Origin of the sequence: Streptomyces sp. NPDC086766 (assembly GCF_044746005.1) — a bacterium.
Lineage (GTDB): Bacteria > Actinomycetota > Actinomycetes > Streptomycetales > Streptomycetaceae > Streptomyces.
This window is the reverse complement of record NZ_JBIVBI010000004.1, coordinates 172,775-196,936: the sequence shown is the minus strand read 5'-3', so window position 1 is coordinate 196,936 and position 24,162 is coordinate 172,775. Positions and strand designations below refer to the sequence as shown.

The window sequence follows — 24,162 nt, the reverse complement described above, 5'->3', positions numbered from 1 at the left end:
GTCCGTGGCGCGGCCCGCGCGGGGGTGTGGTTGGCGCACACTTCGTTCTCCGATAGGTTAGGCAAGGCTTACCTAAGGAGGTTGCGGATGGGTGGGAGCCACACGTGGGCGGCCGTGCCCGGGGCGGCTGAGCGGGCGCGATCGGTGCTCGCGGCCGCGTGGTCCTGCGCGGTGACCGCGGAGGGCGGCCGGGAGGAACTCGTCGGCGCGCACAGGGCGGCGGGGGACGGCCGGGTGCTGCTGCGGGTGCCCGAGGACAGCGCCCTGCGCGCGGCCGCGATCTGCGCGCCGCGGGGCGAGCCGGCCGCCGTGCTGGAGTTCGCCGACGTCGCACCCGTCCCCGTACGCCACCGGATCCGGGCCCGGCTGTGGCTGGCCGGCCGGTGTGTCCAGGAGGCCGGACACCTGGTGTTCCACCCCTCGCGCGTGGTGCTGCGCCAGGACTCCGGCGCCGTCCAGGTCGACCGCGACGAGTTCGCCGCCGCCGCGCCCGACCCGCTGGCGCGGGCGGAGGCCGGTCTGCTCACCCACCTCGCCGCCGCCCACCTCGAGGCGGTGGAGCGGCTGACCCGGCTCGTCGGGCCCGACAGTCTGCACGGCGCGGTGCGCGTCCGGCCGCTCGCCGTCGACCGGCACGGACTGACCCTGCGCGTCGAACGGGCCCGCCGCCACGGCGACGTACGGCTGCCGTTCCACGCGCCGGCCGACGACGTCTCCCAGCTCACCGAACGCCTGCACGTCCTGCTCGCCCAGGCGGCCGCCGCGTCCTGCCCCCGTGGCCCCCGCGGACTACAGCGGCAGCGCACAGACCGCGACGGGTGAGGCGAACGGCTCGCCCGCGAGCCGCAGCGCGCCGCTCGCCCGGTCCACGTGGAAGACGCTGACCGAGCCCGACTTCTGGTTCGCCGTGAACAGCAGGCCTCCGCCCGGCGCCAGCGCGAGCTGCCGCGGGAAGGCGCCCGCGACCGGCACCGTGCCCAGCAGCCGGAGCCGGGCCCCGTCCGCCTCGACGGCGTAGCGGGCGACGCTGTCGTGGCCCCGGTTGGCGAGGAAGGCGTACCGGCCGTCCGCCGTCACCACGAACTGGGCGGGGTAGTTGGTGCCCCCGGCCGAGCCCGTGGACTGCGGCGCTCCGACGGTCAGCCGGCCGGTCGCGGGGTCGTACGCGCAGACGGCCACGGTGTCGTCGACCTCGTTGGCGAGGTAGGCGTACCGGCCGCCGGGGTGGAAGGTGAGGTGGCGGGGCCCGGCACCCGGCCGTGTGCGCGCCCGGGCGACCTCGGTCAGCGTGCCGGTCCGGGTGTCCAGACGGTACGTGTAGACGGTGTCGGTGCCGAGGTCGACCGCGAGGACGTGGCCGCCGTCCGGACTCGTCACGAACTGGTGGGCGTGCGGGCCCTGCTGCCCCGGTCCGGGCGGCGGGTCGGTGTGCGTCACCAGGGCGGTGCGCTCGCCGATCGCGCCCGAGGCGTCGACGGGGTGCACGGCCACGCTTCCGGACGGGTAGTCGGCGCTCAGCAGCCAGCGCCCGGTGGGGTGCACGGAGAGATGGCAGGGGCCCGCCCCGCCGGTGCTCCGGGTGCCCAGCACCCTGCCGTCCGCGAGCCGTACGGCGGTGACACCCCCGTCCTGACGCTCGTCGACCGCGTACAGCGTGCGGCCGTCCGGGTGTGCGGCCAGGTAGGAGGGGGCGGCGACGCCGGTCACCGTGCCCCGGCCGGTGACGGCGCCCGTCACCGGGTCGTACCGGGCCAGACCGATGCCCGTACCGCCGCCCTCCACGGAGGTGTAGGTGCCGAGGTACAGCGGCCGGGGGCCGGTCGATCCGGCCGCGGGCCCCCGCTCCCGCGCGGCCGGCCCCGGTGCGGTCGGGACGGAGCCGGGAGGCGGGTTGGAGCCGGTGGACGGGCCCGAGGGCGGGCCCGCGGCCGCGGGGTCGGACCGGGGGGCCGCCGGGGCCGGAATCGCGGCCACCGCCGCGACTCCCGTCAGCGCCCCGACGAACCGGCGCCTGCTCCAGCCACCGCGCCGCCCGCGCCTTCCCGCACCACTGTCCATGCCCGCACCTCAGGTCGTCGGCTGCCTCGGTCGTGACCGCCACCTTGGCGTCCGGGCCGGGCCAAGGGCAAGTACGGCAAAGGACGTTGCGGGCCCCGCAACGACGCCGGGCAGGTCACCCGAAGAAGCTGCGGGGCGCGCGAGGGTCTCGGTCCGGGGCGGTGCGCGGCGGCCACGGGGCGGGGGGCGTGGGCCCCCGGGCTACCAGTCCCCGTCCTCCACCGGCTTGCCCGGCGCGTCCTTGAGCGGGGTGACCTGGTGCGGCGAGGGCGGCTGCCACGGCTCGTGGTCGTCGCCGAGCCAGTCCCCGGCCGGGCGCACCCCCGAGAGGGTGTCGGTGGGGGCGAGGTCCTCGGCGTCCTCGTCGTAGTAGTCGTACCAGGGCAGTCCCGCGCGCGTGTACGCGGCGCGGTCCACCGGCGACGGCGGGGGAGCCTCGCCGGTGATGCGCCGCCACTCCGGGGGCGTCACCAGATGGACGAAGACGCGCCCGGCGGGCTCCTCGGACCAGGAGGCGAGCGGCCGTTCGTCCCGGTACACCTCCTGGCGCATCGAGCCGCCCACACCGAGCCCCATGGCCGCGGCGGGCCGGGGCCGGCCGGCGCCCGGCGCCGCTCCGGGTGCGGCGGGCGCCGGGACCGCGCCCGGAGCGGGCGGGGCCGCCATCGGGAACGCCGCGCCGTAGCCGCCGATCGCCGGCCGCGCCCGGGCCCGCGCCGCACGGCGCAGTTCCTCCTCCGCCCGCCACTTCGCCAGCTCCTCGTCCCGGAGCCGGAACGACTGGAGCTGGACGCCGCCCCACACCTCCTCGCCGGTGACCTGGCCCTCGACCGTCGCCCCGAGCCCCAGCGGCACGGCGACGAACTGGCGGACCGTGCCCTTGCCGGAGTTGATGCCGTCCAGCCAGGGCTGGCGGGGCAGCACCACGTAGTTCTGGGGCCGTCGCGAGAGCCGGTCGCTCCACGGCCTGCCCGACACCGCGCACACCTTGCCCACGCCGACCTGGAGCGCGGCCGGCTCGGTCGAGCCCGCGAAGCTCAGCCACATGGCCTCGCGCAGGTACACCGGCAGCATCACTCCGCCGCGGGAGCGCCACTGCCCCGGCACCGTGTCCGGGAAATCCGCCACCCGCCGGACGGGGAACTCGCCGAGCCCCGGCGGCAGCGGATGGGTGCCCTTCTCCGGCAGGCGCAGGGTGCGCACGAACCGCACCGCCACCCCGCCCGGCAGCCGCAGTGTGTTCCCGTCGATCCGCACGGTCGTGTCGGTCATGCGCGCGCTCCCCTCCGTAGTGGACCCCGTCACGGAGAACGCCGCGCACCGTCCTCATGGTTCCGGCGCAGCCGCTCGGGCACCCCCAGCCGGTTCCTGAGCCGGGTCAGCCGGGACATGCGCTCGCTCCGCGCGCGTGTGTGGCAGTCCAGCTCCTCGAGGAGCCGCCGCGAGCGGTGTTCGGTGTCCATCTCGTCGATGATGCGGTTGACCTCGGTCAGCACCGCGCCCTGCAGATGCCAGTGGCGGCTGTCCCGCTGGACGTCCTCCAGGAGCAGCTGGGCCAGCTTGTCGCGGGTCGCGGCGGCCTGCCGCAGTTCGGCGGCGAGCCGGGACTCGGCGGACTCGGCGCTGACGCTGACGTCGGTGGTGACCAGCACCGCGAAGCTCACCACCGCGTCGCCGATCTCGGACAGCAACTGCTCGACGACGGCACCCGTCGACGGCGCGAACAGCGGCTCGGGGTCCCGCTCCTTGGCCAGGTCGGTGAAGGAGCGCGCGAGCACCCGGAGCACGACCGTGCAGATCTCCACCGTGTCCAGGCCGGTGCGCAGCACGACGCGGTGCAGCAGGCCCTCGCGCACCCGCGGATTGAGCCGGAGACTGTCCTCCGCCCGCCGCAGGGCGGCGTCCACGTCGGAGATCTCGTGGTCGAGGCGGCGCGCCTCGTGCAGCCGGGCCGCCGCGTGCTCCACGGGGGTGGCCCCCGCCGCCTCCTCGCCCATGCGCAGCATCAGCCGGCGCACCCGGCGGGCCAGGTCCTCGATCGACTCGCCGGCCTGTTCGGTCCACACCGGGGGAGCGAGCAGCACGTTGCAGGCGAGGCCCACGGTCGCGCCGATCAACGTCTCCACCACGCGCGCCCAGGCCGTGGTGCCGACGGTGGTGACGCCGAGCACCAGCATGGCGCTGATCGCCACCTCGGGCACGAACTCCTCGACCCGGACCAGGTGCCCGACGGCCAGCGCGGCGAGGATCACCAGGGCCAGGCTCCACCAGGTCAGCCCCACCAGGAGGGAGAAGGCGATGGCGACGAGCACCCCGGCCACCACCGAGTTCACCCGGCGGAAGCCGGTGGTCAGCGTGGCGTACAGGGTCACCTGGACGACGAGGAGCGCGGTCAGCGGAGCCGTCAGCGGCGCCGGTTCCGGGCTCAGCCGCAGCGCGATGACATACGCGATCGTCGCCGCGGCCGTCGACCGCAGCGCCTGTACGACCACGGGGTCCCGGTGTTTCTTCAGCCACTGGGGGACGGACGACGTCCAGTTACGTACAACTTGCATCACTTGCGCTGTTCCCCGTTCCCCCGGGCCACGAACATGATCACCGCGCCGGTGGGGGATCAGGAGTACAGCTTGTCCAGGAAGGAGGCCAGGTTGCCCGTGGTGCGGGCGATCTGCTCCTGGGTGGTGAGGCTCTCCTCGAAGCGGCTCCCCGAGTCGGGGACCTTCCTGCCGCGCACGTAGAGCGAGCAGGCCAGGTCGGTGCACATGTACAGGCCCACCGAATTGCCCTCGCGGCCCGCCGCGCCCGCCTTGCGGGCGGTCATCAGGGACACCCCGCCGCCGCGGTGGGTGGTCAGGCACAGCGAGCACATGCTGCGGTGCAGGAAGCCGCGCTGGGACGAGGGGAAGCGGAGGGCCACGCCCACCAGCCCGCCCTGGCGCTCCGTGACCAGACAGCTGCGATCGGGCGCCCCGGGGTCCCGCCAGCCGAGGAAGTCGAGGTCGTCCCAGGGGAGGCCGTCGAGGTCGCGGGGCACCCACATGCGCTTGGCCTCGCCCTTCGAGCAGTTGATGAAGGAGGTGCGGATGTCCTGCTCGGTCAGTGGCCTCATGGGGTCTCCCGGGTCTGCGTCTGCGGCGCGAAGGAACCTAAAGGTTTTAGGTTCTTGGCTAGGGTAGGCAGGCTGGGGGAGCGGAGCCAAGGGATTTCCGCACCGGGTCCGGCTCTCCGGAGCCGGCCTCCCGCATCAAGGGCCGGCTCTCCGCGGCCTGCCTCCCGTGCCGGTCCGGCTCTCCGGCGCGGGTCCGCATCCACCGCGGCCGGTCCGCGTCCACCGCGTCCACCGCGGCCGCTCCGTCGCATCGCGCGACCGAGCCACGCTCCCGGCCCGTCTACGTCCGCGTGGCCGGCGCCGGCGGCCACGCCCCCGGCGTCAGCACCCCGAGCGCGTAGGCGCGGGCGACCAGCTCCGTACGGTTGGCCGCGCCCCAGCGGGCCGACAGGCGCCGCAGGTGATAGGTCACGCCGTCCGTGGTCAGGTTCGTCTCGCGGGCGGCCCGCGCGGTGGTGGCGCCGCCGGCCAGCAGCGCCAGGATCCGCGCCTCCACGGGCGTGACCGGCTCGGGCTCGGCGGCCCGCGGCCGGTGCTCGCCGGCCACCCGCAGCATCACCAGCAGCGCCGGCGTGTCCTGCACGGTGTCGCTCACCGGGTCCGCCGTCAGCTCCCCGCGCCACTCGGCCCCGGCGGCGTCCCGCCAGCACACCGACACCTGGTACCGCGACCGGTGCCGCAGCCGCAGCGCCTGCGCGATCCGGTCCACCTGCGTCGCCTCGCGCGGAGTGAACAGCTCCAGCACGCTCCGGCCGCGCAACCGCCCCGGCGTCGTCCCGCACGCCGCCGCCATCGCCGGATTGGCCTGCACGACGACGCCGTACACGTCGCACACCGCGACCGGCACCGCCACCCGGTCGAACAGCGTCAGCGCCCGGTTCCGCCAGAGCACGGCCTCCCCCCGCGCCGCGTCCACCCGTACCTCCTGCCACACCCGGCCCGCCGCGCACAAGGCCCGGCGGCGAACGGGCACTACACAATCATGTAGTGCCCCGGGGCGGCCCGCCGGGGCCCGTCGACCACGCTGGAGCGCAGTACGCCCGTACCGCGAAAGGCAGTTGTCGCGTCATGCCCCCCACCGCACCCCACCCCCTGAACGCGGACGCCCTCCCCGGCGTGCCCGTCGTCGACGTCTCCGCCACCGGACCGGGCCGCACCCCGATCCAGCAGGTCATGGACCTGATGCGCACGCACGGGCCGGTGCTCGTGCGGCGGCTGCACGGGCGGGACGCGCTGTTCGTCGGCGACCTCGACCTCGTCACCGACCTCTCCGACGAGCGGCGGTTCGCCAAGCACATCGGCCCCGCCTTGGAGAACGTGCGGGAGTTCACCGCCGACGGGCTGTTCACCGCCCACAACGACGAGCCCAACTGGGCCCGCGCGCACGACATCCTCATGCCGGCCTTCGCGCTCGGCTCGATGCGCGCCTACCACCCGGTGATGCTCGCGGTGGCCCGCCGCCTCATTGCGTCCTGGGACCGCGCCGCCCGCGCGGGGCGGCCCGTCGACGTGCCCGACGACATGACCCGGATGACCCTCGACACCATCGGACTGGCCGGATTCGGCTACGACTTCGGTTCCTTCGAGCGCGAACAGCCGCACCCCTTCGTCGAGTCGATGGTCCGCTGCCTGGAGTGGAGCATGACCCGGCTCGCCCGGGTCCCCGGCCAGGACCACTCGGCGGCCGACGCGGCCTTCCGCACGGACGCCGCCTACCTCGCCGGGGTCGTCGACGACGTCGTCGACGCCCGCGCCGGCACCGACCAGAGCGGGGCCGGGGACCTGCTCGGCCTGATGCTCACCGCCGGGCACCCCGCCGACGGCGCCACCCTGGACGCGGCCAACATCCGCAACCAGGTCATCACCTTCCTGATCGCCGGCCACGAGACGACGTCCGGCGCGATGTCCTTCGCGCTGTACCACCTCGCCAAGGACCCCACCGCGCTGCGGCTCCTCCAGCGCGAGGCCGACGCGCTGTGGGGCGATACCGCCGACCCGGAGCCCACCTACGAGGACATCGGCCGGCTCACCTTCACCCGCCAGGTCCTCAACGAGGCCCTGCGGCTGTGGCCGACGGCCGCCGCGTTCACCCGGCACGCCCTCGAGGACACCCTGCTCGGCGGGCGGATCCCGCTGCGGGCAGGGCAGCCCGTGACCGTGCTCGCCCCGATGCTGCACCGGCAGCCGGTGTGGGGCGACAACCCCGAGCTGTTCGACCCCTCCCGCTTCGCGCCCGAGGCGGAGGCGGCCCGCCCGGTGCACGCCTTCAAACCGTTCGGCACCGGTGAACGGGCCTGCATCGGACGCCAGTTCGCGCTGCACGAGGCGACCATGCTGCTGGCGATGCTGGTCCACCGCTACCGGCTGCACGACCACGCCGGCTACCGGCTCACGGTCAAGGAGACCCTCACCCTCAAGCCCGACGGCTTCACGCTCACGCTGACCCCGCGGACCGCGGCGGACCGCGTGCACCCCCCGCTGCCGGGCGCCGCCCACACGCGGGGGCAGACAGGCCCGGAGACCCGGCAGGCGGACCCGCACGCCCTGCCCGCCCGCGTCCGCCCCGGCACCGCCGTCCTCGTCCTGCACGGCAGCAACTACGGGACCTGCCGGGAGTTCGCCGGCCGGCTCGCCGGCGAGGCCGCCGCGCTCGGCTGCGCCACCCAGGTCGCCCCGCTCGACGCCTGGGCGGGCGGCCTGCCCACCGACCGGCCCGTCGTCATCGCCGCCGCCTCCTACAACGGCCGCCCCACCGACGACGCCGCCGCCTTCGCCGCCTGGCTGGAGGGCACCCCGGATCTCTCCGGAGTCACCTACGCCGTCCTCGGCGTCGGCGACCGCAACTGGGCCGCGACCTACCAGCACGTACCGACCCGCATCGACGAGCGTCTCGCCGAACTGGGCGCCACCCGTCTGACCGGGCGCGCGGCCGCCGACGCCTCGGGCGACCTCACCGGCGCCGTCCGCGACTTCACCGTCCGCCTGCGCGCCGCCCTGCTGGAGCGGCACGGCGACCCCGACGCCACCGGAGCCCCGGCCGGGCCGACCACGCCCTACGAGGTCCGCACCCTGACGGGCGGACCGCTGGACGCCCTGGCCGAGCGACACGGGCTGGTCCCCATGACGGTCACCGAAGCCCACGACCTCACCGCGCCCGGACACCCCCGCAGGAAGCGGTTCGTGCGCGTCGCGCTGCCGGACGGCGTCACCTACCGCACCGCCGACCACCTCACCGTGCTGCCGGCCAACGCCCCCGCCCTCGTCGAGCGCGCCGCCGCCGCGTTCGGAGTCGGCCTCGACACCGTGCTGGACATCCGCGCCGGCCGCCCGCGCGGCGACGGGCTCGCCGTTGACCGTCCCTTGACGGTACGTCAGCTCCTCACCCACCACGTCGAACTGCAGCAGCGCCCCGGCACGGCCCAGCTGGCCGCCCTGGCCGCCGCCAACCCGTGCCCACCGGAGCGCGCGGCCCTCGCCGCGCTGACCGACGACCCGCGCACCCTCGTCGAGCTCGTCGAGGACCACCCGGCCCTGCGCGGCGCGCTGGACTGGCCGCACCTGCTCGACCTGCTCGGCCCGCTGCGCCCCCGCCACTACTCGATCTCCTCCTCGCCGGCCGCCGACCCGCGCCACGCCGACCTCATGGTCTCCCTGCTCGAAGCCCCGGCACGCTCCGGCCGGGGCGTCCACCGCGGCACCGGGTCCGGCCACCTGGCGTCGGTCGCGCCGGGCGACACGATCCTCGCCCGCGTACAGCCCTGCCGGGAGGCCTTCCGCGTCGACGGCTCGACGCCCGTCGTCATGGTCGCGGCGGGCACCGGCCTCGCCCCGTTCCGCGGCGCGATCGCCGACCGCACGGCAGCGCTCGCCGCGGGCGCCGAACTCGCCCCCGCCCTCTGCTACTTCGGCTGCGACGCCCCCGACGCCGACTTCCTGCACGCCGAGGAACTGCGCGCCGCCGAGGACGCCGGAGCCGTCTCGCTGCGCCCCGCGTTCAGCGCGGCCCCCGAAGGCGGCGTCACCTTCGTCCAGCACCGCATCGCCGCGGAGGGCGACGAGGTGTGGGCGCTGCTGGACGCCGGAGCCCGGGTGTACGTCTGCGGCGACGGCGCGCGCATGGCGCCGGGCGTCCGCGAGGCCTTCCGTACCCTGTACCGCACCCGCACGCCCGGCGCCGACGGTCCGGCGGCCGAGCGGTGGCTCGCCGAGCTGGTCACGGCCGGACGGTACGTCGAGGACGTCTACGCGGCGGGCTGACGGCGGGCGGGGCGGGGGCGGGCCGGTGTGGGCGTGTGCACCGGGCGACGTCCCGCCGGCCGGGCCCGCCCCGGCCGTCGTCCGGCCGGCCGCCGCCCTCGTCGCCATCGCCGCCGTGCCGCCCGCTTCTGCGCCCCGGCCTCGCGCAGCCCCGCGGGCGGTCGGCTCTCACGCCTTAATTTATTGCGTGGGCTAAGCCTGGAAGAAGTCGCGCCCCGGCCGTTCCCGGCGGTATCTTGCAGGTCGATCAGGGGTGCGAAGCGAGGGAGTCACATGGCGGGGCGGAACGGGCGCACGGTGCGCGATCTCAGACGGGGCAACCGCACGGCCGTGCTGCAGCGCCTGTACTTCGACGGCCCGCTCAGCCGGTTCGAGCTCGGCCCGGCGACCGGCCTGAGCTCCGGCTCGGTCAGCAACGTGGTCGCCGACCTGATCGCCGACGGCCTGGTGGAGGAGGCCGGCAGCGTCGACTCCGACGGCGGCCGCCCCCGCACCCTGCTGCGCGTCGTCCCGGGCAGCGGCCACATGATCGGCGTGGACGTCGGCGAGACCCGGGTGCGCGTCGAACTGTTCGACCTCACCCTGACCGAACTGGCCCGCACCCAGCGGCCCCTGGAACCGCAGCGCTACGACGTCGAGGTGATCACCGGGCACATCCGGGACGGCGTCGCCGAGGTCCTGGCAGCCGCCGGTCTCGCGCCGGAGCGGCTCCTCGGCGTCGGCATCGGCGTCCCCGGCATCGTCGAACGCACCCCGGACCGCGGCGCCGTGGTGCACGGCCAGACCATCGGCTGGGACGCGGTCCCGCTGGAGGAACTGCTCCGCGCCGGGTCCCGGCTTCCCGGCAGCGTGCCCTGCTTCATCGACAACGGCGCCAAGACGCTCGGGCAGGCCGAGATGTGGTTCGGTGCCGGGCGGGGCGCCGGGAACGCGCTCGTGGTGCTCTTCGGCTCCGGAGTCGGCGCCTGCCTCGTGACCCCCGAGGTCGAGCACGGCCGCGCCGTCGAATGGGGACACCTGACGGTACGGGTCCGGGGCCGCCGCTGCCGGTGCGGCGCCCTCGGCTGTCTGGAGGCGTACGCCGGTGCGGAGTCGCTGCTGGCCCGCTGGCGCGAGGAGGGCGGCCGGCCCCCGCAGGACGCCGACGAGGAGAGCGCGCTCGCCGCCATGCTGGCCGCCGCCTGTCCGCCGGAGGGCACGGAGGCCGACCCGGTGGCGCTCGCGGTGCTGGAGGAGACCGCCGAGTACCTGGGCGCGGGCCTGTCGGACCTGATCAACCTCTTCCAGCCGGAGCGCATCCTGATCGGCGGCTGGGCCGGCCTTCAGCTCGGCGCCCACTTCCTGGCCGCCGTACGCCGCCACGCCGTGGCGTACGCGCTGCGCCACCCGGCCGAGCGGGTGACCGTCGACCTCGGGCGCCTCGGCCCCGACGCCGTCACCGTGGGAGCGGCGATCCTGCCGCTCGCCGACTTCTTCGCCCGCGGCGGCCGCCGCGCCGAACCGGCCCCGCAGGCCCAACTCCCCGCCTGGCAGGCGTCCTTGGAGGGCCGCAGGCCGTAGAGGCCGCGGCGTGCCGCCTGGCCCGAAGCGGCGCCCGGTCCGGTGCGCCGCCTGGTCCGGCGTGCCGCTTGGCCCGAAGCGGAGCCTGGTCTGGGGTGCCGCGCCCGGTCCGAGGCGACGCCAGGCCCGAAGCCGGCCCGAAGCGGCGGCCGGCCCGGCGTGCCGCCTGGTCCGGTGTGCCGCCCGGCCCGAGGCGACGCCTGGCCCGAAGCCGGCCCGAGGCCGCACCCGGCCGGAGCAAGCGCCCGGCCGGAACACGCCACGCGGCCCGGGGAGGCGGCCGGGAACGGTCGGTCCGGGCCCCCAGCCCGCCGCCCTCCGGGCAGCGAGGATCATGGGGAGCACCGTCCTCATCTCATCCGGTCGTTCGAAGGAGTCCGACGTGAGTCATGACATCGCCGGTGTCCGTGCGCAGTTCCCCGCGCTGAAGGCGGGCTGGGCCCACTTCGACGGGCCCGGCGGCAGCCAGACGCCGCAGCCCGTCATCGACGCCGTCGCGGACGCCCTGGCCGGACCACTGGCCAACCGGGGGGCCGTCACCCTGGGCGAGCGCAACGCCGAGGCCCTCGTGACCGGCGCCCGGCAGGCCATGGCCGACCTGCTGGGCGCCGACCCGTCGGGCATCGTCTTCGGGCGCAGCGCGACCCAGCTGACATACGACGTCGCCCGCACGCTCGCCAAGACGTGGGCGCCGGGCGACGAGGTCGTGGTGACCCGGCTCGACCACGACGCCAACATCCGGCCCTGGATCCAGGCCGCGCAGACCGTCGGAGCGGTCGTACGCTGGGCCGACTTCGACCCGGCCACCGGCGAACTGACCCCCGAGGACATCGGCGCCCACCTCTCGGACCGCACCCGGCTGGTCGCGGTCACCGCCGCGTCCAATCTGATCGGCACCCGCCCGGACGTGCCCGCCATCGCCCGCCTGGCGCACGAGAGGGGCGCCCTGGTGTACGTCGACGGCGTCCACCGCACCGCGCACACCCCCGTCGACCTCGCCGGGCTCGGCGCCGACTTCTTCGCCTGCTCCCCGTACAAGTTCCTCGGGCCCCACCTCGGCGTGGTGGCGAGCCGCCCGGAGCTGCTGCGCACCCTGCACCCGGACAAGCTGCTGCCCTCCAGCGACGAGGTCCCCGAGCGTTTCGAGCTGGGCACCCTGCCCTACGAGCTGCTCGCCGGGACCCGGGCCGCCGTGGACTTCCTCGCCGGCATGGACCCGGAGGCGAGCGGCACCCGGCGCTCGCGCCTGGTCACCTCCCTGACCTCCCTCGAACGCCATGAGGGCGCCCTGCGCCGCCGCATCGAGGCCGGGCTGGCCGGATTCCCGGAGATCACCGTGCACTCCCGGGCCGCCGAGCGCACGCCGACCCTGCTGCTGACCATCGACGGGCGCAGCACCCAGGACGCCTGCCGCCATCTCGCCGGGCGCGCGGTGGCCGCGCCGTCCGGTTCCTTCTACGCCGTGGAGGCGTCCCGCCACCTGGGACTGGGCGACGGGGGCGGACTGCGCGTCGGGCTCGCCCCGTACAGCAGCGACGACGACGTGGACCGGCTTCTGGAGGGGCTGGCGGAGTTCCTGTCGGCGGGTCCCCGCCGGGCCGGCGCCCCCCGGTAGGCGGGGGAGCCGTCCCGGCACCGCGAGCCCGACGCGTGGCGTCAGGGCTTGCGGGCCACGCCGCCGTAGATGTCCGTGGGCTCGGGCGCGGTGCCGGGCTCCGGACGCCACAACGGGCAGGAGACGATGCCGGGTTCGAGCAGTTCCAGCCCCTCGTAGTAGGCGGCGAGCTGCTCCGGGCTGCGCAGTACGTACGGGACGGCGCCGGTGTCGTCGTAGCCCTGCTGGGCCTGCTGGAGCGCAGCGTCGGTGTCGGTGCTGTCGTAGTGCACGAAGCAGCTGCCCGACGGCAGCGCGGCCTGGAGGCGGCGGACGATCGAGACGGCCTCCGCGTGGTCCTGGACGTGGCCCAGGATGCCCATCAGCATCAGCGCGACCGGGCGGTCGAAGTCCAGCAGCTCGCGGGCCTGTTCGACGATCTTCTCGGGTGCGTGCAGATCGGCCTCGATGTACTCGGTGACCCCCTCGGGGGTGCTGGTGAGCAGGGCCTGGGCATGGCGTAGGACCAGCGGGTCGTTGTCGACGTAGACGATGCGCGACTCGGGCGCGATGCGCTGGGCGACCTGATGGGTGTTGTCGTAGGTCGGCAGTCCGGTGCCGATGTCGAGGAACTGGCGGATCCCGAGGTCGCCGGCCACCAGGCTCACGGCACGGATCAGGTAGTGGCGCGAGGCGCGGGCCATGGTCTCGATGGTGGGGGCGACCTCGCGGTACTCGTCGCCCGCGATCCGGTCGACCTCGTAGTTGTCCTTGCCCCCCATCCAGTAGTTCCAGATGCGAGCCGAGTGCGGCACCGTGGTGTCGATCTTCGACAGCGCTTCCTGATCGGGGGCCGGCCGGCCGTCTGCCATGAGGGATCTCCTGCCGTGCGTCACGCGGTCCGCAGTCAAAGCTAGCGTCAACGAGGCTGTGCAGGGGGCGAGTTCGCGATCCGGGGGGGGAGCACCCGCACGGCGGGAGGGTCGTGCGGGTGCTCCGGTGGTGCCGGCGGTGGCAGTGGGCCGGGCGGATCGTCCGCCCGGGCTCGGGCGGCCGGGTCAGTCGACCAGGAAGTCGGCCAGACCGGCCTTGGCCCCCTCGAGGAAGGTGATCATCTCGTCCCGGGTGTACACCAGGGCGGGCCCGTCGGGGTCCGTGGACTGGCGGAAGGCGACACTTCCGTCGGACAGGCGCTTGGCCTCGACGCAACTCCCGCCGTTGGTACCGCTCCAGGGCTTTTCCCAGCCCTCGGTTCCCAGATCGCCGGCGGGCATGCCGTTGTGGATGCGGCCCTCGGATCCCATGGTCACAACTCCTTACGCAGCTCACCCAGGATGTCCCTGGTCCGTGCGACCGGCTCCGCCTGCACGGACATCCGGTCCAGTACTTCGAGATAGGCGACGACGTCCTCCGGACGGTCGTAGTAGACCGAGCCGGCGAGGTTCTCGGTGTAGACCACGTCGGGCAGTTCGGAGAACCCGAAGCGGAAGTGGTGGAAGGGCCCGTAGGCGCCCGGGTGGGCTCCCACGGCGAAGCGCATGACCTGGACGCGGACCTTCGGCATGTCCAGGACCTCGACGAGCCGGTCGACCTGGGCCCGCATCACCTCGGCCCCGCCGACCGGACGGCGCAGCACCGTCTCGTCCACGATGGCCCACACGGCCGGGGCGTCCGGCTTGCTGAGCAGGTCCTGGCGTCTGAGGCGCAGGGCCACGCGGCGGGCGATCTCCTCCTTCGAGTCGTTGGGGAAGCCGACGCGCAGGAGCGCCGCGGCGTAGTCGTGCGTCTGCAACAGGCCCGGTACGTAGTGGGGTTCGTACAGACGGATGACGCTGGCTTCGCTCTCCAGGCTGACATAGGCGCTGAACCATTCGGGCAGTACGTCGCGGAACGTGTACCACCAGCCCGGCTTGTTGGCCTCCCGGGCCATGGACACGAAGTCGTCGATCTCCGCCGACGGGACCCCGTAGGCGCGCAACAGCTCCTTCACATAGGGGATGCGCAGGCCGACCTCGGCCTTCTCGATCCGGCGGACCGTCAGCGGGGTCACCTCGATGGCCCGTGCCGCCTCCTCGAAGGACACCCCGGCCCGCTCCCGGAGGTGCCGCAGCCGCTTGCCGAGAACCATGCGCAGGACGGTGGGTGCGCTGCCGCCCGAGCGGTTCTCCCTCACGTCCTACCTCCCGGGGCGGCCGTCACAGCGTGCAGTGTGGCACGCCGTCGACGTCACGGACAGGATGATGCGGATCGTTCTGAAATTATCAGAACGCAGGTTGCGAGCCGAGTGTGCCGGAGACCATAGTGATCCCGGTAGCTGCCGTACGTGTGGCCGCGGCGGACGGCCAACTCGGTGCGATGGCAACGGATGTGATGTTCCGGCAGGTGCGCTCCGCCGCACCCGGCCGTGTAGCGAGACCTGGATGGCCACCGTGATCGACGGACAGTCACCGTCACAGTCGGGAAGCCCGAGCGCGGGCCCGGGGTCCGCCGGGGCGCCGCAGCCCCCGGCGCGCGGCCCGGTGCTCGCGGCCGAGCTGCTGCGCAGGGCCGACGAGGACCGGGAGCTGACACGGCGGGCGGGCGCCGATCCCACGCCGGAGCGCCGTCGCGACGTCGTGCGGTGCCATCGGGAGAACGCCGAGGCGCTGGCCGTGATCGTGGGCCGGCACGGCTGGCCCGGGGCCGATCTGGTGGGCGCGGCCGCCTCCACGGCGGCGCTGATGATCCTGCTGCACGCCCCGGACCTCCGCTTCCGCCTCCGGTGCCGGGACCTCATCGCCCAGGCCACGGCGGACGGCCGCTGTCCCGCCGTCCACCTCGCCTACATCGCCGACCACTGCGCCGTGGAACTGGGCGAGCCCCAGTTCTACGGCACCCGGGTCAACCCCGCCACCCTGTGCCCGTACCCCGTCCGCCGGCCCCAGACCGTCGACGAACGCCGCCACGACGTGGGCCTCGGCCCCCTCGCGGAGCAGATGCGGGCGCTGCGCCTCGACGGTTGACCACCCTCCGGTTTCGCGGCCCGCAGGGGCGGTACCCGCGCCTCGCCCGGAATACGACATGTGAGCCGCTCGACGACGCGAGCCACGCGAAGCGAAGGGAGTACGCCGTGGTCGAACACCGCGATGAGGCTCCCGGTGAGAACGGCGCGCCCGTTCCCCGGGACATGCCGGACCAGCAGGCCCGGACGGGTGAGGGCCCCCGGGAGGACGACACCGACCGTGAGCGGGGCGACACGGGCGGCGGCGAGCCGGCCGAAGCCGCCTCCGAGGGCCCCGACATCCGCCTCCCCGACACCGACGAGGCGGGCACCGGCCGCAAGGGCGCCCCACACTCGGGCACCGTGCACCCCGAACACCCCGTCCCGGACGAGTCCTCGGCCTGAGCCCGACGGACCGGCACCGCACCAGGCCGGACCCCGCGGATCCTCGGGAACCGCGGGGTCCGGTACGTGCACGTCAGCCGACCTTGCGCCCCCGCAGGGGCTCCGTGTCGGCGCCGTCGCCGTGCCGCAGTCCCTCCAGGAGCTCCCGCAGCGCCTCGGTCGCCGTGCGTTCGGGGCGCCAGCCCAGTTCCGTGTGGGCGCGGGCGCAGTCCATCAGGGGGAGGCGGAGCACCGCGTCGAAGAGGTGGGGTGAGGCGGGCAGCAGGTGCAGGCCCCAGGCGGCGGCGATCGCGGAGCGGGCCGCCGGGCGGGGCAGCCGTACGGTGCGCAGGCCCAGCATCTCGCTCAGCACCCGCGCGTCCAGCGGGGGCTCCGCGGCCAGGTTGAAGGCGCCCCGGACCTCGTGGCGCAGCGCCAGGAGGTAAGCCCGCGCGGCGTCGTCGGTGTGCAGGGCCTGCACCCGCAGGCCCGGGACGTCCGGCAGGAACGGCAGCAGCTCGGGCCGGAGCGCCGGACCCGGCAGGAACCTTCCGCCGAAGATGCGCCGCTGCTCGCTCGCCGACTCCCGCTTGAAGAGGAAGGCGGGCCGCATCCGGACCACCCTGACCTCCGGGTGGTCGCGCTCGAAGGTGTCCAGGGCCCGCTCCAGATAGGCCTTCTCCCGGCAGTACGCGGCGTCCGGCCACCCGTGGGTGGGCCACGACTCGTCCACCGCGCGGTCCTTCGGCCCCGGCGAGTACGCGCCGACCGACGACGCGTGCACGAGCACCGGCACCCGCGCGGCGGCCACCGCCTCGAAGACCCGGATGCTGCCGAGGACGTTGGTGCGCCACGTGGTCGCCGGGTCGTGCGTGGGCTGGAAGGCCCACGCCAGGTGCACCACGGCGTCGGCGCCCTCGAACTCCTCCGCCAGAGGCGCCCGTTCGGACGACAGATCCACCGCCGACCACTCGGTCCGCGGCGGCGACCACCCCGGGATCCGGCGGGCCAGACCCCGTACCGATCCGGTGTCCGCGTCCTCGGAGAGAAGGCGTACGACGCTCGTTCCCACATTGCCGGTGGCGCCCGTGACGACGACTCTGCGGCCCGTAGCGCTGCTCACCCGGGACTCCTCTCGACGGCTGCCGATGCTGTGGCCCCGGGTACCCGGTCCGCGCCGCCCGACGCGGCCCGGCCGGGCCGAAGCGCCCGGCGGCCGGTGGGGGAGCGGACCCGGCCCGGGAGGCGCATGACGCCGGAGGTAATCGACCGGCTGCCGCCCGCGCGGAACCATCGGGGACGTAACCGCTCACCGCCGGATTCCGGGAGGTCCTCCATGCCGTACTTCACCAGCCCCGTCGACGGCACGCGGCTGCACTTCGTCGACTACGGGCCGGCCCAGGGACCCGTGGTCGTCTTCGTGAACGGCGCCTACCTCGGTACCGAGATGTGGGAGTTCCAGATGCTGCCGCTGGCGGCGGAGGGCTACCGCTGCGTCGGCCTCGACCGGCGGGGCCACGGCCGCTCCGCCGACGTGTGGGACGGCTACGGCCTCGACGGCCTCGCCGACGACCTGCACGGGCTGCTGGCCCATCTGGACCTGAGCGCGGTGACCCTGGTCGGCCACTCGATGGGCGGCCTGGAGATCGTGCGGTGCCTGACCCGGCACGGTGCCGGGCGGGTGGCCCGGGTGGCCTTCGTCGCCGGGATCGCCCCGGGCGTCGTCCGCTCGGCCGACAACCCGGGCGGCGCCGACGCGGCCGTCGTCCGCGCCGCCAACGAGGCCTGCCGCCGCGACCGGGCGGCGTTCTTCACCGCCTCGGCCGACGACTACTTCGCCCTCGGCCGCCCCGGCAACGCCGTGTCGGGGGCCTACGTCCAGTACGTCATCGACTGCTGCATGACGGCCACCGCCCGCGCGACGGCCGCCGTGCAGGACATGATCGCCGAGGCGGACGTCACCCCCGAGGTGCCCAAGCTCGACCTGCCGGTCCTCGTCGTGCACGGCACCCACGACACCTCCGCGCCCCTGGCGGCCACGGGCGGCCGGGTCGCCCGGCTGGCGCCCGACGCCACCCTGAAGGCCTACGAGAACGCGGGCCACGGCCTGTACGTCACCCATGCCGACCGGCTCACCGAGGACCTGCGGGAGTTCATGACGGCGCGCTGACGGGCGTGCGGGGCGGGCCCGCTCCGGCACCGGAACCGGCCCGCCCCGTCAAGCGCCCCGACACGGCCCCAAGGGTCTCGACACGCCCCGACGCCCCGCCCGGCCCGCGGATCCCGTGAACGCGTTCACGCGAACGCGTTCACACCCGTGAGGTCCGCCGACAGGTCCCACAGCCGGGCCGCCTGCTCCGGGTCGACGGCCCAGCTCATGACGCCGGTCCGCTCACCGTCCGACGGGGCGGGCTCGGCGATGTCGCAGTCCTCGAGATAGACGCCGCCGAGGCCGTCGAGCTGCGGGGAGGTCGCCGCCCACACCTGGGTGGCGGCCCCCTGCTGCGGGGTCTTGAATCCCTCGGGGTTCAGCGGGTTGCCGTGTTCGTCGATCCAGCCGCGCTCCACCATCTCCTCCTTCGCCAGGTGCCGCTGGAGGGGGGTGAGGATGCCACCGGGGTGCAGGGCGAAGGCCCGGACGCCGCTGTCGCGGGCGAGGGCGTCGAGGTGGACGGCGAACAGCACGTTCGCCGTCTTGGCCTGCCCGTACGCCTCCCACTTGTCGTAGCCGCGCTGCCAGTGGACGTCGTCCCAGCGCACGGGGGAGAGGTGGTGGCCGCGGGAGGAGACCGAGACCACCCTGGCCGCGCCGGGCGCGATCGCCGGCCACAGGCGGTTGACGAGGGCGAAGTGCCCCAGGTGGTTGGTGGCGAACTGGGCCTCCCAGCCGGGGCCGACCCGGGTCTCCGGGCAGGCCATGATGCCGGCGTTGTCGATGACCATGTCGAGGGTGCGGCCGGAGGCCAGGAAGCGCTCGGCGAAGGCGCGGACGCTGTCCAGGTCGCCGAGGTCGAGCTCGTCCACCTCGGCGCCGTCGACGCCGGCCAGGGCCTCCCGTGCGGCGGCGGGGCGCCGGGCGGGGACCACCACGCGCGCGCCCGCCCGGGTGAGCGCGCGGGTGGTCTCCAGACCGAGGCCCGAGTAGCCGCCGGTGACGAGGGCGAGCCGCCCGGTGAGGTCGATGCCCCGCAGGACGTCCTCGGCGGTGCTCGTGGCGCCGAAACCCGAACCGATCTTGTTCTGTGCGGTAGTGCTCATGTCCAGCACGCTAGGGATTGAAGTGCTCTCGAAGTCAAGCGGAGCCGGTGGAAGGACCGTGGCCGCGACCCGAGCGGGGGAGGCCGGCCGGTCAGCCGCGCGACTCGCCCGGGGCGGCCGGAACGACCTCCGCCCACACGTTCTGGGCCTGCAGGAGCAGCGTGCCGAGGACTGTGGTCCCGGCCGTCCCCCGGCCCGCGTGTTCGCGCAGCGCCTCCTGCAGGCGGTCGTGCAGTTCCTCCATCTCCTCCCGCGTCGCACGGTCCGGCGGCTGCGCGGCCCGCCCGTGCAGGATGCGGTCGCCCTCCGCCCCGCACCGGTCCGCGATCAGCTCCACCAGCCGCGCGTACGTCCGCCGGATCGGGGCGTCGGGCGGCGCGGGCGTACGGTCGTCGTCGGCCGCCACCGCGAGTGTCCGCGTCAGCGACCGGATGTGACCGGTGACGCGGCTCCAGCGCTGGTCCTCCGCCTCCGGCGGGACGTGCGAGGGAGCCCGGCCCAGGGTGCGCAGGGCGCCGTGCGTCAGACGCAGGCTCTCCCGGCTCCAGCCGCGTGCCGCCCGGAGCGTCTCCAGCCGGTGCTCCAGCCGGTCCGAGGCCCCGGACCAGGAGGCCGCCGCCTGCGGCTCCCAGTCGTCCCGGCCCAGCTCGGCCGCGATCCCGTGCAGCACCTCGCCCGCCTCCCGGGCGAGCGCCCCGAGGTTCTCCCGGACGTCGCGCAGATGGATCGGCGGCAGGACGAACGCGTTGACCGCGACCCCGATCACCGCGCCGAGCGCGGCCTGGCCCAGCCGGTGGCCGACCGCCGACACCGAGACGCTTCCCGTGGCGAGCGTGAACACCGCCGTGGTGGCGGCGTACACCCCCTGGTCGCCGAAGCGGCGCCAGTTCGCCAGGAGCATCAGGGCCGGCACGCACACGGCGAGCGCCCCGGTGGTGTCGCCGGTGACCGCCTGCGCCCCGGAGGCGAACAGCGCCCCGGCGCAGATCGCGGTGAACTGCTGCGCCGCCTGCCGCAGCGAGCTGTAGACCGTGGCCTGCACCAGGACCAGCGCCACCCAGGGCGCCATCAGCGCCATCGGGTCGTCGAGCCAGTTGCGGGCCACCAGCCAGGCGAGCAGGGCCGCCGCCGCGGCCTTGAGCGACTGCACCACCAGGTCCCGCTCCCGGCCCGGGCCCCGCCAGGCCGCCAGGGCCGCCCCGAGGACCGCCCGTGCCTCCCGGCGCACCACGCCGGGCGAGTCGGTACCACTCCCGCGCCCCGGGATGCCCGCCTCCTCGCGGGCGGCTTCCGTCCCATGCGTCATGCGGTGCGGGTATCCCGCGGGCCCGGGGTCCCATGCGGGGCGCGGGCCGGACGTGACGACGCTCTCAGGCCAGCGCGCTGTCCGGCAGGGACGCGAGGAGGTGGGCGGGGTCCTCGTAGACCGCCTCCGCCCCCGCCTCCTCCAGGTCCCGGCGCGGGATGCCGCCGCACAGCACGCCCAGACAGCGCACCCCGGCCCGGCGGCCGGCCCGCATGTCCCAGACGGTGTCGCCCACGAACACCGCCCGCTCGGCGGGCACCCCGACCAGGTCGAGCGCGTGCTCGACGGGTTCCGGCGCGGGCTTGCCCTCCGTCACGTCGTCGGCGCTCGCGGTCGCGGCGATGGCGTCGTCCGCGTCGATGGCACGGCGCAGCGCGCCGAGCTCCGCCCCGCCCGCCGAGGTCGCCAGGACCACCTTCCAGCCGCTCCCGTGCAGCCGCCGCAGCAGCGGCCCGGCGTCCCGCAGGGCGGGCAGCCGGTCGAAGTACTGGGCGTAGAGCGTCTTGTGGGCGGCGCTGAGCCCGGCGTCCCGCTCCCGGTCGCGGTCCTCGCCGAGGAGGTGGGCGATCAGGTCGGTGGAGCCCAGCCCGACCGCGCGGTGGACGGCGTGCATGGGCACGTCGTGCCCGGCCTGCCGGAAGGCCTCCCACCAGGTGACGACGTGGAGGTGGTTGGTGTCGACGAGCGTTCCGTCGACGTCGAACACGGCGGCACGGTCCATCCGGGGTCCTCTCGTTGTGGGGGCCTCCCACCGGGCTCCCTCGCCGGGAACGGGTACCACGTCAGACGCCCGCCACGCCGGACGGCGTACGGCGTTCCCGGGCCCAGGCCAGCAGCTCGTCCCGGGACCACGTGTTCACCACCCGCTCCGGCGGCACCCCGCACTCCTCGGCCCGCGCGCAGCCGTGGATCTGCCAGTCGAGCTGGCCGGGCGCGTGGGCGTCGCTGTCGATCGAGAACAGCACGCCCGCCTCGACGGCCCGGCGCAGCAGCCGCCGCGGCGGGTCCAGCCGCTCCGGGCGGCTGTTGATCTCCAGCGCCGTCCCGGTCTCGGCGCACGCGGCGAACACCGCGTCGGCGTCGAACTCGGACTCGGGCCGCCCCCGGCCGGAGACCAGCCGTCCGGTGCAGTGCCCGAGGACGTCGGAGCGCGGATCGCGCACCGCGGCCACCATGCGGCGGGTCATCGCGCGGGCGTCCATCCGCAGCTTGGAGTGCACGGAGACGACCACGACGTCCAGCCGGTCGAGCAGCTCCGGCTCCTGGTCCAGCGAGCCGTCGTCGAGGATGTCGCACTCGATGCCGGTCAGCAGCCGGAACGGCGCCCAGGTCTCGTTCAGCTCCGCGACCACGCGCAGCTGCTCGCGCAGCCGCTCGGCGGAGAGCCCGCGGGCCACCGTCAGCCGCGGCGAGTGGTCCGTCAGCACCGCCCACTCGTGACCGAGGCGTGCGGCCGTACGGCCCATCTCCTCGACGGGGCTGCCGCCGTCGGACCAGTCGGAGTGCAGGTGGCAGTCGCCGCGCAGCAGCGCCCGCAGCCGCTCCCCGCCCGGCGCGCGCGGCTCCTCCGCCTCGTCCCGGAGCTTCTCCAGATAGCCGGGCACCTGCCCGGCCAGGGCCTCGCGCACGACCTGCGCGGTCTTGGGTCCGACGCCCTTGAGCGACTCCAGCGTCCCGTCGGACGCCCGCCGGGCCGTCTCCTCGGCGGGCAGTTCGGCCACCACCCGGGCGGCGGTACGGAAGGCGCGTACGCGGTACGTCGGCGCCAGGGACCGCTCCAGCAGAAAGGCGATCCGGTCCAGTGCCTCGACGGGGTCCATCGCCACCTCCTCCCCCAGCGTTCCGCAGGCCCGTCGGGGGCGCACGACGAGGCGGCCCCGCGCCCCCCGGCGCGGCGCGTTCTACGCTGGAGGCATGACCGAAGTCGAGAGCCCGCACATCTCCCGTCCGCGGATCATGGTGCTCAAGGTGCAGCCGGGCTCCCCGCCCTTCCGCATCGTGGAGATCGACGGTCAGATGGTCGGCGAGGCGAGGAGCATCACGGACGTGCTGGAGGCGGCCGCCGCGTACGGCATCGTGGTCCACGACCTCGACGATCCGGACGTGGTCCGCTGGGTCGGCGGCGACAAGTTCACCTGGCACCTCCGCCGCTGAACGCCCGCCCTCCGCAAGCCGCCCGCGGGCACCGGAAGGCGGGCACGGGTCCGGTCCGGCGGATCAGCCGCGGGTGCCGGACGGGCCCTCGCACCGGTTCAGCCGACCGTCCACTTCTGGTTGGAGCCGCCCGTGCAGGTCCAGATCTGCAGCCGGGTGCCGTTCGCCGCGTTGTCGCCGGTGACGTCCAGGCACTTGTCCGCCTGCGGGTTCACGATGTCGTGCGCCGGGGAGACGGCCCACTTCTGGTTGGGGCCGCCGGTGCAGTTCCACAGCTGGACGGTGGAGCCGTCCGCGGTGCCGTTGCCGGTGACGTCGAGGCACTTGCCGAGGGCGCGGAGCGTGCCGTCGGCGGCGACGGTCCACTGCTGGGCGGCGGTGCCGTTGCAGTCGTAGAGCTGTACCGGGGTGCCGTCGGCGGAGTTCGCGGCCGCCACGTCGACGCACTTGCCGGCCGGCCCCCGTATCGCGGCGCCGCCGGGCGTGCCGCTCGTCGTCACCGACACGGAGTCCACCACCAGTTGCTGCGGGAAGGCGGTCGAGCCGTCCGGGTCGCCCGGCCAGTAGCCGCCCACCGCCAGGTTCAGGACGAGGAAGAACGGCTTGTCGAACACCCATGTCCGTCCGCCCAGGTCCGCGGGCGTGCGCCGCTGGTAGACGGTGCCGTCCACCGACCAGGTGATCGAGCCGGGTGCCCAGTCGACGGCGTAGGTGTGGAAGGCGTCCGCGAAGGCCTGGCCGTTCGGCAGCGAGTAACCGGCGCCGATTCCGCCCGATCCCGAGTAGCCGGGGCCGTGGAGGGTGCCGTGCACGGTCGACGGCTCGAACCCGACGTTCTCCATCACGTCGATCTCGCCCGAGGCCGGCCAGCCGACCTGACCGATGTCGGTGCCGAGCATCCAGAACGCGGGCCACATGCCCTGCCCGCGCGGGATCTTCATCCGCGCCTCGACGTGCCCGTACTGGGCGGCGAACCGTCCGGAGGTGTTCAGCCGGGCCGAGGTGTACTGGCAGGAGCCGTACCAGCACCGGTAGTCGGCCGGATTCTCGCGCCGGGCGGTGATGACGAGGTGCCCCTGGCCGTCCAGGGCCGCGTTCCTCGTGCCCGCCGTGTAGTACTGCCGCTCGTGGTTGTCGACGTTGTCGCCGGTCTCCGTCCGCCACTTGGCGGAGTCGACGGCCGCGCCCGCGGGCCCGTCGAAGGTGTCGGAGAACGTCGCGGCGGCGGAGACGGCCGGGGCGCCGGCGCCGTCGTGGCCGCCCGCGCCGGGCCGATCGCGGCGGAGCCGGCCAGGACGGCGGACAGGGGGGCGAGAAGACATGCGCGGAGCAAGCGTGGAGAGGCCACGGTTCTCCCTTCCGTGGGGGGGGCCCCCCCCCGGGGGCCCCCCCCCGGGGGGGCCCCGGGGGGGGCCCCGGGGGGGGCGCCCCCGTGTGGTGGGCCCCCCCTCGCCCGGGCTGGGCGGCGGCGCCCCCCTCGGCCCCGCGCGGGGGGCCGCCCC

Annotated in this window: 21 protein-coding genes and 1 pseudogene; 8 read left to right on the top strand and 14 right to left on the bottom strand. The window is 75.1% G+C overall.

What is annotated here, in order from left to right; translation table 11 throughout:
* Window positions 1–87: 87 nt before the first annotated feature.
* Window positions 88–822 (top strand): DUF2470 domain-containing protein, encoded by a 735-nt coding sequence (locus ACIPM1_RS09380; protein ID WP_402431169.1) that lies wholly within the window; start codon window positions 88–90, stop codon window positions 820–822.
* Here ACIPM1_RS09380 and ACIPM1_RS09375 read toward each other — a convergent pair.
* The 5 genes from ACIPM1_RS09375 to ACIPM1_RS09355 all read right to left on the bottom strand — a co-directional run bounded on the left by ACIPM1_RS09375 (window position 790) and on the right by ACIPM1_RS09355 (window position 6,083).
* Complete coding sequence (locus tag ACIPM1_RS09375) at window positions 790–2,058, bottom strand: lactonase family protein (protein ID WP_402431166.1); 1,269 nt, start codon at window positions 2,056–2,058, stop codon at window positions 790–792. The genes ACIPM1_RS09380 and ACIPM1_RS09375 overlap by 33 nt on opposite strands.
* A gap of 201 nt (window positions 2,059–2,259) precedes the next feature.
* On the bottom strand, window positions 2,260–3,330 hold the full coding sequence (locus ACIPM1_RS09370; protein ID WP_402431164.1) for a hypothetical protein: 1,071 nt from the start codon (window positions 3,328–3,330) through the stop codon (window positions 2,260–2,262).
* Between the two features lie 29 nt (window positions 3,331–3,359).
* Window positions 3,360–4,613: an FUSC family protein gene (locus ACIPM1_RS09365; RefSeq protein ID WP_356181977.1), complete on the bottom strand. Its 1,254-nt coding sequence runs from the start codon at window positions 4,611–4,613 to the stop codon at window positions 3,360–3,362.
* Window positions 4,614–4,672: 59 nt separating this feature from the next.
* On the bottom strand, window positions 4,673–5,167 hold the full coding sequence (locus ACIPM1_RS09360; RefSeq protein ID WP_402431160.1) for an FBP domain-containing protein: 495 nt from the start codon (window positions 5,165–5,167) through the stop codon (window positions 4,673–4,675).
* Between the two features lie 280 nt (window positions 5,168–5,447).
* A complete protein-coding gene (locus ACIPM1_RS09355) occupies window positions 5,448–6,083 on the bottom strand; it encodes a PAS domain S-box protein (protein ID WP_402431855.1) in 636 nt (211 codons plus the stop codon).
* A gap of 152 nt (window positions 6,084–6,235) precedes the next feature.
* Between ACIPM1_RS09355 and ACIPM1_RS09350 the strand changes: the two genes are divergently transcribed.
* From ACIPM1_RS09350 to ACIPM1_RS09340, 3 genes are all read left to right on the top strand, one after another.
* Window positions 6,236–9,424, top strand: a complete 3,189-nt coding sequence (locus ACIPM1_RS09350) for a bifunctional cytochrome P450/NADPH--P450 reductase (RefSeq protein ID WP_402431157.1) — start codon at window positions 6,236–6,238, stop codon at window positions 9,422–9,424.
* A 273-nt stretch (window positions 9,425–9,697) separates the two neighbouring features.
* Complete coding sequence (locus ACIPM1_RS09345; RefSeq protein ID WP_402431154.1) at window positions 9,698–10,984, top strand: ROK family protein; 1,287 nt, start codon at window positions 9,698–9,700, stop codon at window positions 10,982–10,984.
* A 382-nt stretch (window positions 10,985–11,366) separates the two neighbouring features.
* On the top strand, window positions 11,367–12,599 hold the full coding sequence (locus ACIPM1_RS09340; RefSeq protein WP_402431151.1) for a cysteine desulfurase-like protein: 1,233 nt from the start codon (window positions 11,367–11,369) through the stop codon (window positions 12,597–12,599).
* Window positions 12,600–12,640: 41 nt separating this feature from the next.
* Here ACIPM1_RS09340 and ACIPM1_RS09335 read toward each other — a convergent pair whose 3' ends face one another.
* The 3 genes from ACIPM1_RS09335 to ACIPM1_RS09325 form a co-directional block, all read right to left on the bottom strand.
* Window positions 12,641–13,450, bottom strand: a complete 810-nt coding sequence (locus tag ACIPM1_RS09335; RefSeq protein WP_402431148.1) for an SAM-dependent methyltransferase — start codon at window positions 13,448–13,450, stop codon at window positions 12,641–12,643.
* 186 nt (window positions 13,451–13,636) lie between these two features.
* Window positions 13,637–13,882, bottom strand: a complete 246-nt coding sequence (locus tag ACIPM1_RS09330) for a DUF397 domain-containing protein (RefSeq protein ID WP_402431145.1) — start codon at window positions 13,880–13,882, stop codon at window positions 13,637–13,639.
* A gap of 2 nt (window positions 13,883–13,884) precedes the next feature.
* Window positions 13,885–14,706, bottom strand: a complete 822-nt coding sequence (locus ACIPM1_RS09325) for a helix-turn-helix domain-containing protein (protein ID WP_402431852.1) — start codon at window positions 14,704–14,706, stop codon at window positions 13,885–13,887.
* Between the two features lie 292 nt (window positions 14,707–14,998).
* Between ACIPM1_RS09325 and ACIPM1_RS09320 the strand changes: the two genes are divergently transcribed.
* Entirely contained in the window at window positions 14,999–15,580 is a 582-nt protein-coding gene (locus ACIPM1_RS09320) for a DUF6624 domain-containing protein (protein ID WP_402431142.1), read from the top strand.
* A gap of 107 nt (window positions 15,581–15,687) precedes the next feature.
* Complete coding sequence (locus tag ACIPM1_RS09315) at window positions 15,688–15,963, top strand: hypothetical protein (RefSeq protein ID WP_402431138.1); 276 nt, start codon at window positions 15,688–15,690, stop codon at window positions 15,961–15,963.
* Window positions 15,964–16,036: 73 nt separating this feature from the next.
* Here the strand turns inward: ACIPM1_RS09315 and ACIPM1_RS09310 are convergent, their stop codons facing one another.
* Window positions 16,037–17,065, bottom strand: coding sequence for an SDR family oxidoreductase (locus tag ACIPM1_RS09310; RefSeq protein WP_402431135.1), 1,029 nt, complete (start codon window positions 17,063–17,065; stop codon window positions 16,037–16,039).
* 213 nt (window positions 17,066–17,278) lie between these two features.
* Between ACIPM1_RS09310 and ACIPM1_RS09305 the strand changes: the two genes are divergently transcribed.
* On the top strand, window positions 17,279–18,112 hold the full coding sequence (locus ACIPM1_RS09305; RefSeq protein WP_402431132.1) for an alpha/beta fold hydrolase: 834 nt from the start codon (window positions 17,279–17,281) through the stop codon (window positions 18,110–18,112).
* A 125-nt stretch (window positions 18,113–18,237) separates the two neighbouring features.
* On the opposite strand, the gene ACIPM1_RS09300 is transcribed toward ACIPM1_RS09305, so the two are convergent.
* The 4 genes from ACIPM1_RS09300 to ACIPM1_RS09285 all read right to left on the bottom strand — a co-directional run bounded on the left by ACIPM1_RS09300 (window position 18,238) and on the right by ACIPM1_RS09285 (window position 22,326).
* Complete coding sequence (locus ACIPM1_RS09300) at window positions 18,238–19,200, bottom strand: SDR family NAD(P)-dependent oxidoreductase (protein WP_402431129.1); 963 nt, start codon at window positions 19,198–19,200, stop codon at window positions 18,238–18,240.
* A 91-nt stretch (window positions 19,201–19,291) separates the two neighbouring features.
* On the bottom strand, window positions 19,292–20,506 hold the full coding sequence (locus ACIPM1_RS09295) for an aromatic acid exporter family protein (RefSeq protein ID WP_402431126.1): 1,215 nt from the start codon (window positions 20,504–20,506) through the stop codon (window positions 19,292–19,294).
* A gap of 64 nt (window positions 20,507–20,570) precedes the next feature.
* Window positions 20,571–21,227: an HAD family hydrolase gene (locus ACIPM1_RS09290; RefSeq protein WP_402431123.1), complete on the bottom strand. Its 657-nt coding sequence runs from the start codon at window positions 21,225–21,227 to the stop codon at window positions 20,571–20,573.
* Between the two features lie 61 nt (window positions 21,228–21,288).
* Window positions 21,289–22,326: a PHP domain-containing protein gene (locus ACIPM1_RS09285; protein ID WP_402431120.1), complete on the bottom strand. Its 1,038-nt coding sequence runs from the start codon at window positions 22,324–22,326 to the stop codon at window positions 21,289–21,291.
* 94 nt (window positions 22,327–22,420) lie between these two features.
* Here ACIPM1_RS09285 and ACIPM1_RS09280 point away from each other — a divergent pair, with 94 nt between their 5' ends.
* On the top strand, window positions 22,421–22,660 hold the full coding sequence (locus tag ACIPM1_RS09280; protein ID WP_356182018.1) for a hypothetical protein: 240 nt from the start codon (window positions 22,421–22,423) through the stop codon (window positions 22,658–22,660).
* Between the two features lie 98 nt (window positions 22,661–22,758).
* Here ACIPM1_RS09280 and ACIPM1_RS09275 read toward each other — a convergent pair.
* A pseudogene (locus ACIPM1_RS09275) lies at window positions 22,759–24,008 on the bottom strand (lectin).
* Between the last annotated feature and the right edge of the window lie 154 nt (window positions 24,009–24,162).